The 12,635-nt window shown below is 58.1% G+C and carries 16 protein-coding genes; 13 read left to right on the forward strand and 3 right to left on the reverse strand.

What is annotated here, in order from left to right; translation table 11 throughout:
• Positions 1 to 8: 8 nt before the first annotated feature.
• From NTD84_RS10045 to NTD84_RS10070, 6 genes are read left to right on the forward strand one after another with little or no spacing between them, the layout of a single operon-like run.
• The gene (locus tag NTD84_RS10045; protein WP_262164979.1) at positions 9 to 1,562 is read left to right on the forward strand and encodes a sugar ABC transporter ATP-binding protein; all 1,554 of its coding nucleotides are present in this window, start codon (positions 9 to 11) and stop codon (positions 1,560 to 1,562) included.
• Positions 1,559 to 2,536: an ABC transporter permease gene (locus tag NTD84_RS10050; RefSeq protein ID WP_262164980.1), complete on the forward strand. Its 978-nt coding sequence runs from the start codon at positions 1,559 to 1,561 to the stop codon at positions 2,534 to 2,536. The genes NTD84_RS10045 and NTD84_RS10050 overlap by 4 nt, the downstream gene beginning before the upstream one ends.
• Before the next feature lie 3 nt (positions 2,537 to 2,539).
• The gene (locus NTD84_RS10055) at positions 2,540 to 3,559 is read left to right on the forward strand and encodes a LacI family DNA-binding transcriptional regulator (protein WP_262164981.1); all 1,020 of its coding nucleotides are present in this window, start codon (positions 2,540 to 2,542) and stop codon (positions 3,557 to 3,559) included.
• A gap of 24 nt (positions 3,560 to 3,583) precedes the next feature.
• On the forward strand, positions 3,584 to 4,501 hold the full coding sequence (gene rbsK / locus NTD84_RS10060; RefSeq protein WP_262164982.1) for a ribokinase: 918 nt from the start codon (positions 3,584 to 3,586) through the stop codon (positions 4,499 to 4,501).
• On the forward strand, positions 4,498 to 4,902 hold the full coding sequence (gene rbsD / locus NTD84_RS10065; RefSeq protein ID WP_262164983.1) for a D-ribose pyranase: 405 nt from the start codon (positions 4,498 to 4,500) through the stop codon (positions 4,900 to 4,902). The genes rbsK and rbsD overlap by 4 nt, the downstream gene beginning before the upstream one ends.
• 40 nt (positions 4,903 to 4,942) lie before the next feature.
• Positions 4,943 to 5,971, forward strand: a complete 1,029-nt coding sequence (locus NTD84_RS10070; RefSeq protein WP_262164984.1) for a nucleoside hydrolase — start codon at positions 4,943 to 4,945, stop codon at positions 5,969 to 5,971.
• 33 nt (positions 5,972 to 6,004) lie between these two features.
• On the opposite strand, the gene NTD84_RS10075 is transcribed toward NTD84_RS10070, so the two are convergent.
• Entirely contained in the window at positions 6,005 to 6,217 is a 213-nt protein-coding gene (locus NTD84_RS10075; protein ID WP_262164985.1) for a hypothetical protein, read from the reverse strand.
• 131 nt (positions 6,218 to 6,348) lie between these two features.
• Here NTD84_RS10075 and NTD84_RS10080 point away from each other — a divergent pair, with 131 nt between their 5' ends.
• Positions 6,349 to 6,654, forward strand: a complete 306-nt coding sequence (locus NTD84_RS10080) for a hypothetical protein (RefSeq protein ID WP_262164986.1) — start codon at positions 6,349 to 6,351, stop codon at positions 6,652 to 6,654.
• A 166-nt stretch (positions 6,655 to 6,820) separates the two neighbouring features.
• Positions 6,821 to 7,141: an I78 family peptidase inhibitor gene (locus NTD84_RS10085; RefSeq protein ID WP_262164987.1), complete on the forward strand. Its 321-nt coding sequence runs from the start codon at positions 6,821 to 6,823 to the stop codon at positions 7,139 to 7,141.
• 71 nt (positions 7,142 to 7,212) lie between these two features.
• On the opposite strand, the gene NTD84_RS10090 is transcribed toward NTD84_RS10085, so the two are convergent.
• The gene (locus tag NTD84_RS10090) at positions 7,213 to 7,425 is read right to left on the reverse strand and encodes a cold-shock protein (RefSeq protein ID WP_003179963.1); all 213 of its coding nucleotides are present in this window, start codon (positions 7,423 to 7,425) and stop codon (positions 7,213 to 7,215) included.
• A gap of 292 nt (positions 7,426 to 7,717) precedes the next feature.
• Positions 7,718 to 8,020, reverse strand: a complete 303-nt coding sequence (locus NTD84_RS10095) for a hypothetical protein (RefSeq protein WP_262164988.1) — start codon at positions 8,018 to 8,020, stop codon at positions 7,718 to 7,720.
• 372 nt (positions 8,021 to 8,392) lie between these two features.
• On the opposite strand from NTD84_RS10095, the gene thrS reads away from it, so the two are divergent.
• From thrS to pheS, 5 genes are all read left to right on the forward strand, one after another.
• The gene (gene thrS / locus NTD84_RS10100; protein WP_262164989.1) at positions 8,393 to 10,315 is read left to right on the forward strand and encodes a threonine--tRNA ligase; all 1,923 of its coding nucleotides are present in this window, start codon (positions 8,393 to 8,395) and stop codon (positions 10,313 to 10,315) included.
• Positions 10,315 to 10,866, forward strand: coding sequence for a translation initiation factor IF-3 (infC, locus tag NTD84_RS10105; protein ID WP_172435341.1), 552 nt, complete (start codon positions 10,315 to 10,317; stop codon positions 10,864 to 10,866). Before thrS ends, infC begins: the two co-directional genes overlap by 1 nt.
• Positions 10,867 to 10,926: 60 nt before the next feature.
• Positions 10,927 to 11,121, forward strand: coding sequence for a 50S ribosomal protein L35 (rpmI, locus tag NTD84_RS10110; RefSeq protein WP_002553160.1), 195 nt, complete (start codon positions 10,927 to 10,929; stop codon positions 11,119 to 11,121).
• 28 nt (positions 11,122 to 11,149) lie between these two features.
• A complete protein-coding gene (gene rplT / locus NTD84_RS10115) occupies positions 11,150 to 11,506 on the forward strand; it encodes a 50S ribosomal protein L20 (RefSeq protein WP_007905879.1) in 357 nt (118 codons plus the stop codon).
• A 109-nt stretch (positions 11,507 to 11,615) separates the two neighbouring features.
• Complete coding sequence (gene pheS / locus NTD84_RS10120; protein WP_059181184.1) at positions 11,616 to 12,632, forward strand: phenylalanine--tRNA ligase subunit alpha; 1,017 nt, start codon at positions 11,616 to 11,618, stop codon at positions 12,630 to 12,632.
• Positions 12,633 to 12,635 lie beyond the last annotated feature (3 nt).

A 12,635-nucleotide genomic window follows, 5' to 3' on the forward strand; every position in this document is an offset into this window, starting at 1 on the left:
AGAGTTTTATGTCAGTTTCCGCCCCGAACGCTGTCCTATCGGTCAGCGGTATCGGCAAGACCTATGCGCAACCCGTCCTCACCGGCATCGACCTGACGTTGATGCGTGGCGAGGTGCTGGCGCTGACCGGCGAGAATGGCGCCGGCAAAAGCACGCTGTCGAAGATCATCGGCGGGCTGGTCACGCCGACCACCGGCCAGATGCAATTCCAGGGTCAGGATTACCGTCCCGGCAGTCGTACCCAGGCCGAAGACCTGGGCATCCGCATGGTCATGCAAGAGCTCAATCTGTTGCCGACACTGTCGGTGGCGGAAAACCTGTTTCTCGATAACTTGCCCAGCAATGCTGGCTGGATCAGTCGCAAGCAACTGCGCAAGGCGGCGATCGAGGCCATGGCTCAGGTCGGGCTCGACGCCATCGACCCGGACACCCTGGTCGGTGAACTGGGCATCGGTCACCAGCAAATGGTCGAGATCGCCCGCAACCTGATCGGCGATTGCCACGTGCTGATTCTCGACGAACCCACTGCGATGCTGACAGCCCGTGAAGTCGAGATGCTGTTCGAGCAGATCACCCGTCTGCAAGCGCGCGGCGTGTCGATCATCTATATCTCTCACCGCCTCGAAGAGCTGGCGCGGGTGGCACAGCGGATTGCGGTGTTGCGCGACGGCAACCTGGTCTGCGTCGAGCCGATGGCCAATTACAACAGCGAGCAACTGGTCACGCTGATGGTCGGCCGTGAACTCGGCGAACACATGGACATGGGCCCGCGCAAGATCGGCGCGCCGGCACTGACTGTCAAAGGCCTGACCCGCGCCGACAAGGTTCGCGACGTCTCCTTCGAAGTGCGCGCTGGCGAGATTTTCGGCATTTCCGGTTTGATCGGGGCAGGGCGCACTGAACTGCTGCGGCTGATCTTCGGCGCCGACTCCGCGGACAGCGGCACGGTCGCCTTGGGTTCGCCGGCGCAGGTGGTGAGTATCCGTTCACCCGCGGACGCGGTCGGACACGGCATTGCGCTGATTACCGAAGACCGTAAAGGTGAAGGTTTGCTGCTGACCCAATCGATCAGCGCGAACATTGCCCTGGGCAACATGCCAGAGATTTCCAGCGCCGGTTTCGTCAACAACGCTGACGAGATGTCCCTGGCCCAGCGCCAGATCGACGCCATGCACATCCGCAGTTCCGGCCCGACACAGTTGGTCTCGGAGTTGTCCGGCGGCAACCAGCAGAAGGTCGTGATCGGCCGTTGGCTGGAACGGGATTGCGCGGTGCTGCTGTTTGACGAACCCACGCGCGGCATCGACGTCGGCGCCAAATTCGACATCTATGCCCTGCTCGGTGAGCTGACTCGTCAGGGCAAGGCGCTGGTGGTGGTGTCCAGTGACCTGCGCGAGCTTATGCTGATTTGCGACCGCATCGGCGTGCTCTCGGCGGGGCGCCTGATCGAGACGTTCGAGCGCGACAGCTGGACCCAGGATGACTTGCTTGCCGCCGCTTTTGCCGGCTACCAAAAACGTGATGCGTTGCTCAACGAAGCAGCGCCTAGGGATCTTCCATGAAAACTGCAACGTCTGCCGGTAAACGTAGTGGCAATTTTTACGGCCTCGGCACCTATCTGGGCCTGGCCGGTGCCTTGCTGGCGATGGTCGCGCTGTTCTCGGTCCTGAGCAGCCATTTCCTGTCTTATGACACCTTCAGCACCTTGGCCAATCAAATTCCGGACTTGATGGTGCTGGCGGTCGGCATGACGTTCGTGTTGATCATCGGCGGCATCGACTTGTCCGTGGGCTCGGTGCTGGCCCTCGCGGCGTCGACGGTCAGCGTGGCGATTCTCGGCTGGGGCTGGAGCGTCCTGCCGGCCGCGCTGCTCGGAATGGCGGCAGCTGCGCTGGCTGGAACCATCACCGGTTCGATCACTGTGGCCTGGCGGATTCCGTCGTTCATCGTGTCCCTCGGCGTACTGGAAATGGCGCGCGGCGTCGCGTACCAAATGACCGGTTCGCGCACGGCCTACATCGGCGATGCCTTTGCCTGGCTGTCCAACCCGATCGCCTTCGGTATTTCGCCATCGTTCATCATTGCCTTGTTGATCATCTTCATGGCCCAGGCTGTGTTGACCCGCACGGTGTTCGGTCGCTACCTGATCGGCATCGGCACCAACGAGGAAGCCGTGCGTCTGGCAGGGATCAATCCGAAGCCCTACAAGATCCTGGTGTTCAGTCTGATGGGATTGCTGGCCGGCATCGCTGCGCTGTTCCAGATTTCGCGTTTGGAGGCGGCTGATCCGAATGCCGGCTCCGGTCTGGAGCTACAAGTGATCGCCGCGGTGGTGATCGGCGGGACCAGCCTGATGGGCGGGCGTGGCTCGGTCATCAGCACCTTTTTCGGGGTGCTGATCATCTCCGTACTGGCAGCCGGGCTGGCGCAAATCGGCGCGACCGAACCGACCAAACGCATCATCACCGGCGCGGTCATCGTGGTGGCGGTGGTGCTTGATACCTATCGCAGTCAGCGCGCAAGCCGGCGGACCTGAGTCATGGCAACAATCAAGGATGTGGCAGCGCTCGCGGGAATTTCCTACACCACGGTTTCCCACGTGGTGAACAAGACGCGCCCGGTCAGCGAGGAAGTGCGGATCAAGGTCGAGGCCGCGATCAAAACCCTCGACTACGTACCCAGCGCCGTGGCCCGCTCGTTGAAAGCCAAGACCACGGCGACCATCGGCCTGTTGGTGCCCAACAGCCTCAACCCATACTTCGCCGAACTGGCGCGGGGCATCGAGGATTACTGCGAGCGTAATGGCTATTGCGTGATCCTCTGCAACTCCGACGACAACCCGGAAAAACAGCGCAGCTACCTGCGTGTATTGCTGGAAAAGCGCATCGACGGACTGATCGTGGCTTCGGCCGGTGGTGATGCGGGGCTGGCGGAAGGGCTGGCCGGCGTGCGCACGCCGATGGTCATCGTCGACCGCGGGCTGGAAGGCGTGAACGCCGACCTGGTGCGCATCGATCATGAATACGGCGCTTATCTGGCGACACGTCATCTGCTGGAGTTGGGGCATCGGGATATCGCCACCATCGGCGGCCCGGCCGGGACCAGCGTGGCGCAGATGCGTCTGGCGGGTTACTGCCGCGCCTTGAAAGAGGCGGGTGTCGAAGTGCCGCGCGATCGTATGCTGGAAAGCGACTTCACCAGCACCGGCGGTTACAGTGCCGCCGCGATCCTGCTGGAAAAGAACCCGCCCAGCGCCATTTTTGCCGGCAACGACATGATCGGCATCGGTGTGCTGCGCGCTGCGGCCGAGCGCAATATTCGCGTACCGACCGAGCTGTCGGTGATCGGTTTTGACGATATCCAGATGAGCCGTTACGTCTACCCGGCGCTGACCACCGTGGGGCAGTCGATCCTGCAACTTGGCGAAATGGCGGCCGGCGTGCTGTTGCGCAGAATCGCCAAGCCGGATACGGCCACTGATCAACGGATCGTGACGCCCAGTATTGTCCTGCGGGAATCGACTGCGCCGCTGGCCGGTGTTTTCTCCGAATTCCGTTGAAACAGCATTTATGAGTAGTGATGTATGCCAGCAAAAGTAGTGGTGATAGGCAGCCTGAACATGGACCTGGTGACGCGCGCGTCGCGGTTACCCCGTGGCGGTGAAACGCTGATCGGCAAGTCGTTTACCACGGTCTCCGGCGGCAAGGGCGCCAACCAGGCGGTGGCGGCCGCGCGGCTTGGTGCGCAGGTGTCGATGGTCGGTTGCGTGGGCAGCGATGCTTACGGTGAAGCATTGCGTGGGGCATTGCTGGCTGACGGGATCGACTGTCAGGCGGTCAGCACGGTCGACGGTGCCAGCGGCGTGGCGCTGATCGTGGTCGATGACAACAGCCAGAATTCGATCGTTATCGTGGCCGGTGCCAATGGCGCGCTGACGGCAGAAGTGATCGATCGTTTTGACGCGGTGCTGCAGGCGGCGGATGTGATTATCTGTCAGCTGGAAGTGCCGGATGCCACCGTCGGCCATGCGCTCAAGCGCGGCCGTGAACTGAACAAAATCGTGATTCTCAACCCGGCCCCCGCCAGTCGCCCGCTGCCGGCAGACTGGTACGCCGCCATCGATTATCTGATCCCGAATGAAAGCGAGGCCTCGGCCCTGAGTGGTTTGTCGGTGGATTCGCTGGCCAGCGCAGAAATCGCGGCGACCCAATTGATCGCCATGGGCGCGGGCAAGGTCATCATCACCCTGGGGGCCCAAGGCTCGCTGTTTGCCAACGGCAGCGGCTTCGAGCACTTCCCGGCACCGCCAGTGAAGGCGGTCGATACCACTGCGGCGGGGGACACTTTTGTCGGTGGCTTCGCTGCCGCACTGGCGGCCGGTAAAAACGAGGGCGACGCGATCCGTTTTGGTCAGGTTGCCGCCGCGCTGTCGGTGACCCGTGCCGGGGCACAACCTTCAATTCCCGATTTGTCCGATGTACAGGCCTTCAAGACACCATGAAAAAGACACCTCTGCTCAATGTCGCGTTGTCGCGGCTGATTGCATCCCTGGGGCACGGCGACCTGGTCGTGATCGGCGATGCCGGCCTGCCGGTGCCGCCAGGCGTCGAGCTGATCGACCTTGCCCTGACCCACGGTATTCCGGATTTCATCAGCACCTTGAAAGTCGTGCTCAGCGAAATGCAGGTCGAAAGTCATGTGCTGGCCCAGGAAATCCTCGGCAAGCAACCGTCGGCGTTGGTCGCCCTGGATGAGCTGGATGCCGAGGGTGCACTGGGACGGCGCGAGTTTCTCAGTCATGAACAGTTCAAAGTCTTGAGCCGGCAGGCGAGGGCGATTGTTCGTACAGGCGAATGTCAGCCGTACTGCAACATCGTGCTGGTGGCCGGCGTCACGTTCTGATTCGTTGTCGTTCCGTTTTCCCACGCACAAGGAGTGCGCCATGCACCGCTATGCTCAGAAACTGCACCATTTGCTCCGGAGTCTGCTGCTTTTGTCCCTGATTACCGCAACAAGCGCCCAGGCGGCGGAAAAAATCGACTTGATCATCGACACCGATCCAGGCGCTGACGACGTGGTGGCCTTGCTGTTCGCACTGGCGTCGCCGGACGAACTGAACGTTCGCGCGCTGACCACCGTTGCCGGCAATGTGCGTCTGGACAAGACCTCGCGCAATGCGCGGCTGGCCCGTGAGTGGGCCGGGCGCGAAGAAGTGCCGGTGTACGCGGGCGCGCCGAAACCGCTGATGCGCACGCCGATCTATGCCGAGAACATTCATGGCAAGGAAGGGCTGTCGGGTGTCACCGTACATGAGCCGAAAAAAGGTCTGGCTGAAGGCAATGCCGTCAGCTACCTGATCGATACGTTGAAAGCCGCGAAACCCCACAGCATCACCATCGCCATGCTCGGGCCGCAGACCAACCTGGCTTTGGCGCTGATTCAGGCGCCTGAAATCGTTCAAGGGATCAAGGAAGTGGTGATCATGGGCGGCGCCCACTTCAACGGTGGCAACATTACGCCAGTGGCCGAGTTCAACCTGTTCGCCGATCCCCAGGCGGCGGAAGTGGTGCTGAAAAGTGGCGTCAAATTGACCTATCTGCCGCTGGACGTGACTCACAAGATCCTCACCAGCGAGGCGCGTCTGAAGCAGATTGCCGCGCTGAATAACAACGCCAGCAAGCTGGTGGGCGATATCCTCAACGAATACGTCAAAGGTGACATGGAGCACTACGGTCTTCCGGGAGGCCCGGTACACGACGCTACTGTCATTGCCTACCTGCTCAAGCCAGAGCTGTTCACCGGCCGTTCGGTCAACGTTGTGGTTGATAGTCGCGAAGGCCCGACTTTCGGGCAAACCGTCGTCGACTGGTATGACGGGCTGAAAGCGCCGAAGAACGCTTTCTGGGTTGAAAGCGGCGACGCTCAGGGCTTTTTCGATCTGCTGACCCAGCGGCTGGCGCGCCTGAAATAAGTCTCACGCCCGCAGGTGCCAACCTGCGGGTGGTTATTCCCTCTCGTTGTATTCAGAGCCCTTGTAGTCGGACGGATATTTCTCGAAGACTTGCTCGATAAAGGATTGCGCGGCTTCAGTCCCCAGCTCCTTGACCAAGAGATCGATACCAATGATCGCCAACTCTTCCGGGCTACCCGGGCTATAAGAGCTATGGCCTTGCGGCCACTTGGCTTTGATGTCGGCGTCGATGTTTACGGTGGTCATGATGGTGCTCGTGAATTGGAGAAAGTCTGGGTGTGAGTTAACCATTTTGCAGAACGTTTGGCACTCCGACTTAGGCATGAGGAAAGGGCTATGCGACACTTGGTCTTTGATAATTTTTCAAGGACTGTGCTGTGCAGATCGATTTGAACACGCCTGACGGTTTGACCCTTGAAACGGTGCGGCAATTGTTGGCCAGTGCCAGCGATGATGAGCACACCCAGTTGCGGGTCACCAAGGCGGGTATCGCTTATATTTCATCGGGCGTCGTGGGCGGATCCGACATCGATGACCTGCTGTTTCGTCTTGAGACGTGGGCGAAAGGCTCAGGGTACGTAGGATTGGTCGCAGCCAGTGATGAGGTCTGGGTCATGCAGATCTTCAATGCGCTAAAGGAAAACTGGCCGTCGCCGCCGTTTGATTACATTGATATTTATTGAGCACTGTTCATATTCAGTCACGATTGAGGAAATGAACGGCAGGAGATGCTCAGGCAAACTCGCCGATTGTGCGGGGTAAGGGCAGGGTGCTAACGCGCTCTGTGAAACCAAACCCAGGATTGGCGGTCGCACGATCTCAGCTTAACTATTGAAAAGAGGAGGCTTCATGCCTTGGAAGCTCGCGTCATTGGGTACTTTGTTGGCGGTTAGTCTGCTGGCGGGTTGCAGCAGTACGTCCACCGAGTCGACAACAGACCCTGTCACGGCGACGGATACCGGTCACAGTCGTTGCGATGCAAAGGCTGCCGAATTCACCCTTGGCCAAAAGGCTTCGCCCGCACTGCTGGAACAGGCGCGCAATCGCGCAGGCGCGGCGAATGCCCGTATTCTCAAGCCTGACGACATGGTGACCCTGGAGTACCGCTCGGACCGCCTGAACCTGAACACCGATAACAACCTGGTGATCACGCGCATCAACTGCGGCTGACACCGACAGGCTTTCGCTTCACCCATAAAAAACCCCGTCACATGGACGGGGTTTTTTAGTGCGCCTGGAAATTACTCTGGGCGAACTTGAGCAGCTTGCATACCCTTTTGGCCTTTCTCAGCCACGAAGGAAACGGTTTGGCCTTCTTTCAGGCTTTTGAAACCGTCGCTTTCGATAGCTTTGAAGTGTACGAACAGGTCGTCACCGCCACCTTGAGGAGTGATGAAGCCGAAGCCTTTTTCATCGTTGAACCATTTAACGGTGCCGGTTTGGCGATTAGACATGGTGTATCTCCAAGAAACATATATTTTCAGTAGTACTGTGCTGCTCAGGCCAACTGGGCACACCGGGGTATCATAGTCGAAATGTTCGCTTTGGGAGCCCCCCGGACGTGCTGTTTGCCCTGCAGTTGCGCTTTCTTTGTCGCTGGGAATGGCTGAAAGCCCCGATTTAAAAGGCTTTCAGCCGAAAGTAAAGACGATAAAAAAAGCTGTAAATCCTGCATAATTTGTACGAAAAAGCGCTTTTTGGAAGCTTTTCATCGGCTATTGAGGCCCGCAAAGCGTCCTTTTGGGCTTATTTTTTCGCCTTGTTATCGGCTCTGCACGCTGCGATTTTATCCAGCGCTTTCTTTTGCAGTTCGGGTGATGCCTTGTTGTCCATCAGTGCCTGAATGTCACTGGCTGGGTACGACTTGATGGCATCGGCACCACAGGCGCAGTGAGCTTTGGCGGCGGCAGCGCCGATCTGCGGAGTGGCTGCCTGGGTGCACTGAGCCATGTACTTGTCGCGCTCGCCCTTCGGCCAGTCGGCGTGGGCGGTCAGCGGCAGCAGCAGGACGAGAGGGGCGACTACTGCGAACAAACGATTCAGACGCATGCTGAGATGCTCCTTGTGGGTCAATGTCTTGTTATCTGAGGGGTGAAACGGGATTCAAGTTCAGCACTTTGTCATAAAAATGGCCGATTTGCCCCGGCAGAAAAGCTTGGCGCCGCGATGACCGTTCATCTGTGCTAGCATGCCCCGCTCGGGTATTCGCAAGCTCCAGAGGCCTTCAGTCCTGGCGGCGGCAGATGTCCGAATAACCCTGATTTGAATCCCAGTCACTCTGGTTCGGTTTCCGGTTGGCCGCAAGGCTCCTGCCGCTGTAAGGCAGGCGTTCGTTATTGAATGGCCTGGATCGGATCTTGTACTGGCTCATCCCAACCCACGTGACCTTTGGTAGGGGTCACCACTAGGAGAGGAGGCGCCATGCCAACTATTACTCTTCCCGACGGCAGTCAACGCTCATTCGATCACCCGGTTTCCGTAGCCGAGGTCGCCGCATCCATTGGTGCAGGTCTGGCCAAAGCCACCGTGGCCGGTAAGGTCAATGGCAAGCTGGTCGACGCCAGCGACATCATCGACAGCGATTCCACGCTGCAAATCATTACGCCAAAGGATGAAGAGGGGCTGGAGATCATTCGCCACTCTTGCGCCCACCTGGTTGGCCACGCGGTCAAGCAGTTGTACCCGAGCGCCAAAATGGTGATCGGGCCGGTCATCGACGAAGGCTTCTATTACGACATCGCCTTCGAACGTCCTTTTACTCCGGACGACCTGGCCGCCATCGAACAGCGCATGCAGCAGCTGATCGAAAAAGACTACGACGTGATCAAGAAAGTCACTCCCCGCGCCGAAGTGATCGAAGTGTTCAAGGCTCGCGGCGAAGACTACAAGTTGCGCCTGGTCGAGGACATGCCGAACGAGCAGGCCATGGGCCTGTATTATCACGAAGAATACGTCGACATGTGCCGCGGTCCGCACGTGCCGAACACTCGTTTCCTGAAATCTTTCAAGTTGACCAAGTTGTCCGGCGCCTACTGGCGTGGCGATGCCAAGAACGAGCAGTTACAGCGCGTTTACGGCACTGCATGGGCTGACAAGAAGCAGTTGGCGGCTTACATCCAGCGCATCGAAGAAGCTGAAAAACGCGATCACCGCAAGATCGGCAAGCGCCTGGGCCTGTTCCACACCCAGGAAGAAGCGCCGGGCATGGTGTTCTGGCACCCGAATGGCTGGACCCTGTACCAGGTGCTCGAGCAGTACATGCGCAAGGTTCAGCGCGACAACGGCTACCTGGAGATCAAGACGCCTCAGGTCGTTGATCGCAGCCTGTGGGAGAAGTCCGGGCACTGGGCCAACTACGCCGACAACATGTTCACCACTCAGTCGGAAAACCGCGACTACGCCATCAAGCCAATGAATTGCCCTTGCCACGTGCAAGTGTTCAATCAGGGCCTGAAGAGCTACCGCGAGTTGCCGATGCGCCTGGCCGAATTCGGTGCCTGCCACCGTAACGAGCCATCGGGTGCTTTGCACGGCATCATGCGTGTGCGTGCGTTCACTCAGGACGATGCCCACATCTTCTGCACGGAAGAGCAGATGCAGGCAGAATCCGCCGCGTTCATCAAGCTGACGATGGACGTCTACGCTGATTTCGGCTTCAAGGAAGTCGAGATGAAGCTGTCCACTCGTCCGGAAAAACGCGTCGGGTCCGACGAGTTGTGGGATCGCGCTGAAGCGGCATTGGCTGCAGCCCTTGACAGCGCTGGCCTGCCGTACGATCTGCAGCCGGGCGAGGGTGCATTCTACGGTCCGAAGATCGAGTTCTCGCTGAAAGATTGCCTGGGCCGCGTCTGGCAGTGTGGTACTCTGCAGCTCGATTTTAACCTGCCTGTCCGTCTGGGAGCCGAATACGTCTCGGAAGACAACAGTCGCAAGCACCCGGTCATGTTGCACCGGGCGATCCTCGGGTCCTTCGAACGTTTCGTCGGAATCCTGATCGAGCACTACGAGGGTGCATTCCCTGCGTGGCTGGCTCCGACCCAGGCAGTGATCATGAACATCACTGACAAACAGGCCGATTTTGCCGCCGAGGTTGAAAAAACTCTCAACGAAAGCGGGTTTCGTGCCAAGTCTGACTTGAGAAATGAAAAGATCGGCTTTAAAATCCGCGAGCATACTTTGCTCAAGGTTCCCTATCTCTTGGTTATCGGAGATCGGGAAGTCGAGATGCAGACTGTCGCTGTGCGTACTCGTGAAGGTGCTGACCTGGGCTCGATGCCCGTCGCCCAGTTCGCTGAGTTTCTCGCGCAAGCGGTTTCCCGGCGTGGTCGCCCAGATTCGGAGTAATTATTATTAAGCGTGAAATGAGACAAGATAAACGAGCTGCACCGAAAGCCCCGATCAACGAGAATATCTCGGCACGCGAGGTTCGGTTAATTGGGGCTGAAGGTGAACAGCTTGGGATTGTGTCAATTGAAGACGCGCTTCTTAAGGCTGAAGAGGCCAAGCTGGATTTGGTGGAAATTTCCGCCGATGCAGTACCCCCTGTTTGCAAACTGATGGACTACGGCAAATCGATCTTCGAGAAGAAGAAGCAGATTGCCGCGGCCAAGAAAAACCAGAAGCAGATTCAGGTTAAAGAAATCAAGTTTCGTCCAGGGACGGAGGAAGGGGATTACCAGGTAAAACTGCGCAACCTGGTACGTTTCCTGAGTGATGGGGACAGGGCCAAGGTATCCTTGCGATTCCGCGGCCGTGAGATGGCCCACCAGGAGCTGGGGATGGAACTCCTCAAGCGAGTTGAAGGTGACTTGCTCGAGTACGGTTCGGTCGAACAGCATCCTAAGATGGAAGGACGCCAGCTGATCATGGTCATCGCCCCGAAAAAGAAGAAGTAATCAACAGGGCACGGCAGGCCTTCTGATTATGTTTATCAACTGAATGCGGAGTATCCGAACATGCCAAAAATGAAAACGAAAAGTGGTGCTGCTAAGCGGTTTCTGAAAACTGCTAACGGTATCAAGCACAAGCACGCTTTCAAGAGCCACATCCTGACTAAAATGTCGACCAAGCGTAAGCGTCAACTGCGCGGTAGCAGCTTGCTGCATCCGTCTGACGTGGCAAAAGTCGAGCGCATGCTGCGCCTTCGTTAATTTTAGTCAAGAATAGAGGAAGTAACTCATGGCTCGTGTAAAGCGTGGCGTCATTGCCCGTAAACGTCACAAAAAAATTCTGAAACTTGCTAAAGGCTACTACGGCGCTCGTTCGCGCGTATTCCGTGTTGCCAAGCAAGCGGTAATCAAGGCAGGCCAATACGCCTACCGTGACCGTCGTCAGAAAAAACGTCAGTTCCGCGCTCTGTGGATCGCTCGTATCAACGCTGGTGCACGTATCAACGGTCTGTCCTACAGCCGTTTCATCGCCGGCCTGAAAAAAGCGTCCATCGAGATCGACCGTAAGGTTCTGGCTGATCTGGCAGTGAACGAAAAAGCGGCGTTTGCTGCGATTGTCGAGAAAGCTAAAGCCACCTTGGCTTAAGTACCCCCGACAGTCACCCGGCCTCACCTCTGTGGGGCCAGGTGTTAAACGTCATAAATAGGGGAAGAGCCTTCAAGCTCTTCCCCTATTTTGTATCTGGAGTCTGTACATGGAAAACCTGGATGCGCTCGTCTCTCAAGCACTAGAGGCTGTGCAAAGCGCTGAAGATATCAATGCCCTGGAGCAAATCCGGGTTCACTACCTTGGCAAAAAAGGTGAATTGACTCAGGTGATGAAGACCCTGGGGAATTTGCCGGCAGAAGAGCGTCCACAAGTCGGCGCCCTGATCAACGTTGCCAAGGAGCGTGTCACAGAGGTTCTCAATACTCGCAAGGCGCTGTTTGAAGAGGCCGACCTGGCCGCCAAACTGTCTGCCGAGTCCATTGACGTGACCCTGCCTGGCCGCGGCCAGACCTCGGGTGGTCTGCATCCGGTTACTCGCACTCTGGAACGTATCGAGCAATTCTTCACCCACATCGGCTACGGCATTGCCGAAGGCCCTGAGGTCGAAGACGATTACCACAACTTCGAGGCGCTCAACATCCCAGGCCATCACCCGGCCCGGTCGATGCACGACACCTTCTATTTCAACGCCAACATGTTGCTGCGCACTCATACCTCGCCGGTACAGGTCCGCACCATGGAATCGAAACAGCCGCCGATCCGCATTGTTTGCCCAGGCCGTGTGTACCGCAGCGACTCCGATATCACCCACTCCCCGATGTTCCACCAGGTCGAAGGCCTGCTGGTCGACCGCGATATCAACTTCGCCGACCTGAAAGGCACCATCGAAGAGTTCCTGCGCGTGTTCTTCGAAAAAGAACTCGCCGTGCGTTTCCGTCCTTCCTACTTCCCGTTCACCGAGCCATCCGCCGAAGTCGATATGGAATGCGTGATGTGCAGTGGCAAAGGCTGCCGCGTGTGCAAGCAGACGGGCTGGCTGGAAGTCATGGGCTGCGGCATGGTTCACCCGAACGTGCTGCGCATGTCCGGGATCGATCCGGAAGAGTTTTCGGGCTTCGCCTTCGGCATGGGCGTCGAGCGTCTGGCCATGCTGCGTTACGGCGTGAACGACTTGCGTCTGTTCTTCGACAACGACTTGCGGTTCCTCGCGCAATTTCGCTAGTCG

The sequence above is a fragment of the Pseudomonas sp. 14P_8.1_Bac3 genome, assembly GCF_025466085.1.
In the GTDB taxonomy this organism is placed as follows: domain Bacteria; phylum Pseudomonadota; class Gammaproteobacteria; order Pseudomonadales; family Pseudomonadaceae; genus Aquipseudomonas.

What these genes read in the sequence shown, in the direction of transcription:
- NTD84_RS10045 (WP_262164979.1), top strand. Translation starts at nt 9, where the DNA reads ATGTCAGTTTCCGCCCCGAACGCTGTCCTATCGGTCAGCGGTATCGGC.
- NTD84_RS10050 (WP_262164980.1), top strand. Translation starts at nt 1,559, where the DNA reads ATGAAAACTGCAACGTCTGCCGGTAAACGTAGTGGCAATTTTTACGGC.
- NTD84_RS10055 (WP_262164981.1), top strand. Translation starts at nt 2,540, where the DNA reads ATGGCAACAATCAAGGATGTGGCAGCGCTCGCGGGAATTTCCTACACC.
- rbsK (WP_262164982.1), top strand. Translation starts at nt 3,584, where the DNA reads ATGCCAGCAAAAGTAGTGGTGATAGGCAGCCTGAACATGGACCTGGTG.
- rbsD (WP_262164983.1), top strand. Translation starts at nt 4,498, where the DNA reads ATGAAAAAGACACCTCTGCTCAATGTCGCGTTGTCGCGGCTGATTGCA.
- NTD84_RS10070 (WP_262164984.1), top strand. Translation starts at nt 4,943, where the DNA reads ATGCACCGCTATGCTCAGAAACTGCACCATTTGCTCCGGAGTCTGCTG.
- NTD84_RS10075 (WP_262164985.1), bottom strand. Translation starts at nt 6,217, where the DNA reads ATGACCACCGTAAACATCGACGCCGACATCAAAGCCAAGTGGCCGCAA.
- NTD84_RS10085 (WP_262164987.1), top strand. Translation starts at nt 6,821, where the DNA reads ATGCCTTGGAAGCTCGCGTCATTGGGTACTTTGTTGGCGGTTAGTCTG.
- NTD84_RS10090 (WP_003179963.1), bottom strand. Translation starts at nt 7,425, where the DNA reads ATGTCTAATCGCCAAACCGGCACCGTTAAATGGTTCAACGATGAAAAA.
- NTD84_RS10095 (WP_262164988.1), bottom strand. Translation starts at nt 8,020, where the DNA reads ATGCGTCTGAATCGTTTGTTCGCAGTAGTCGCCCCTCTCGTCCTGCTG.
- thrS (WP_262164989.1), top strand. Translation starts at nt 8,393, where the DNA reads ATGCCAACTATTACTCTTCCCGACGGCAGTCAACGCTCATTCGATCAC.
- rpmI (WP_002553160.1), top strand. Translation starts at nt 10,927, where the DNA reads ATGCCAAAAATGAAAACGAAAAGTGGTGCTGCTAAGCGGTTTCTGAAA.
- rplT (WP_007905879.1), top strand. Translation starts at nt 11,150, where the DNA reads ATGGCTCGTGTAAAGCGTGGCGTCATTGCCCGTAAACGTCACAAAAAA.
- pheS (WP_059181184.1), top strand. Translation starts at nt 11,616, where the DNA reads ATGGAAAACCTGGATGCGCTCGTCTCTCAAGCACTAGAGGCTGTGCAA.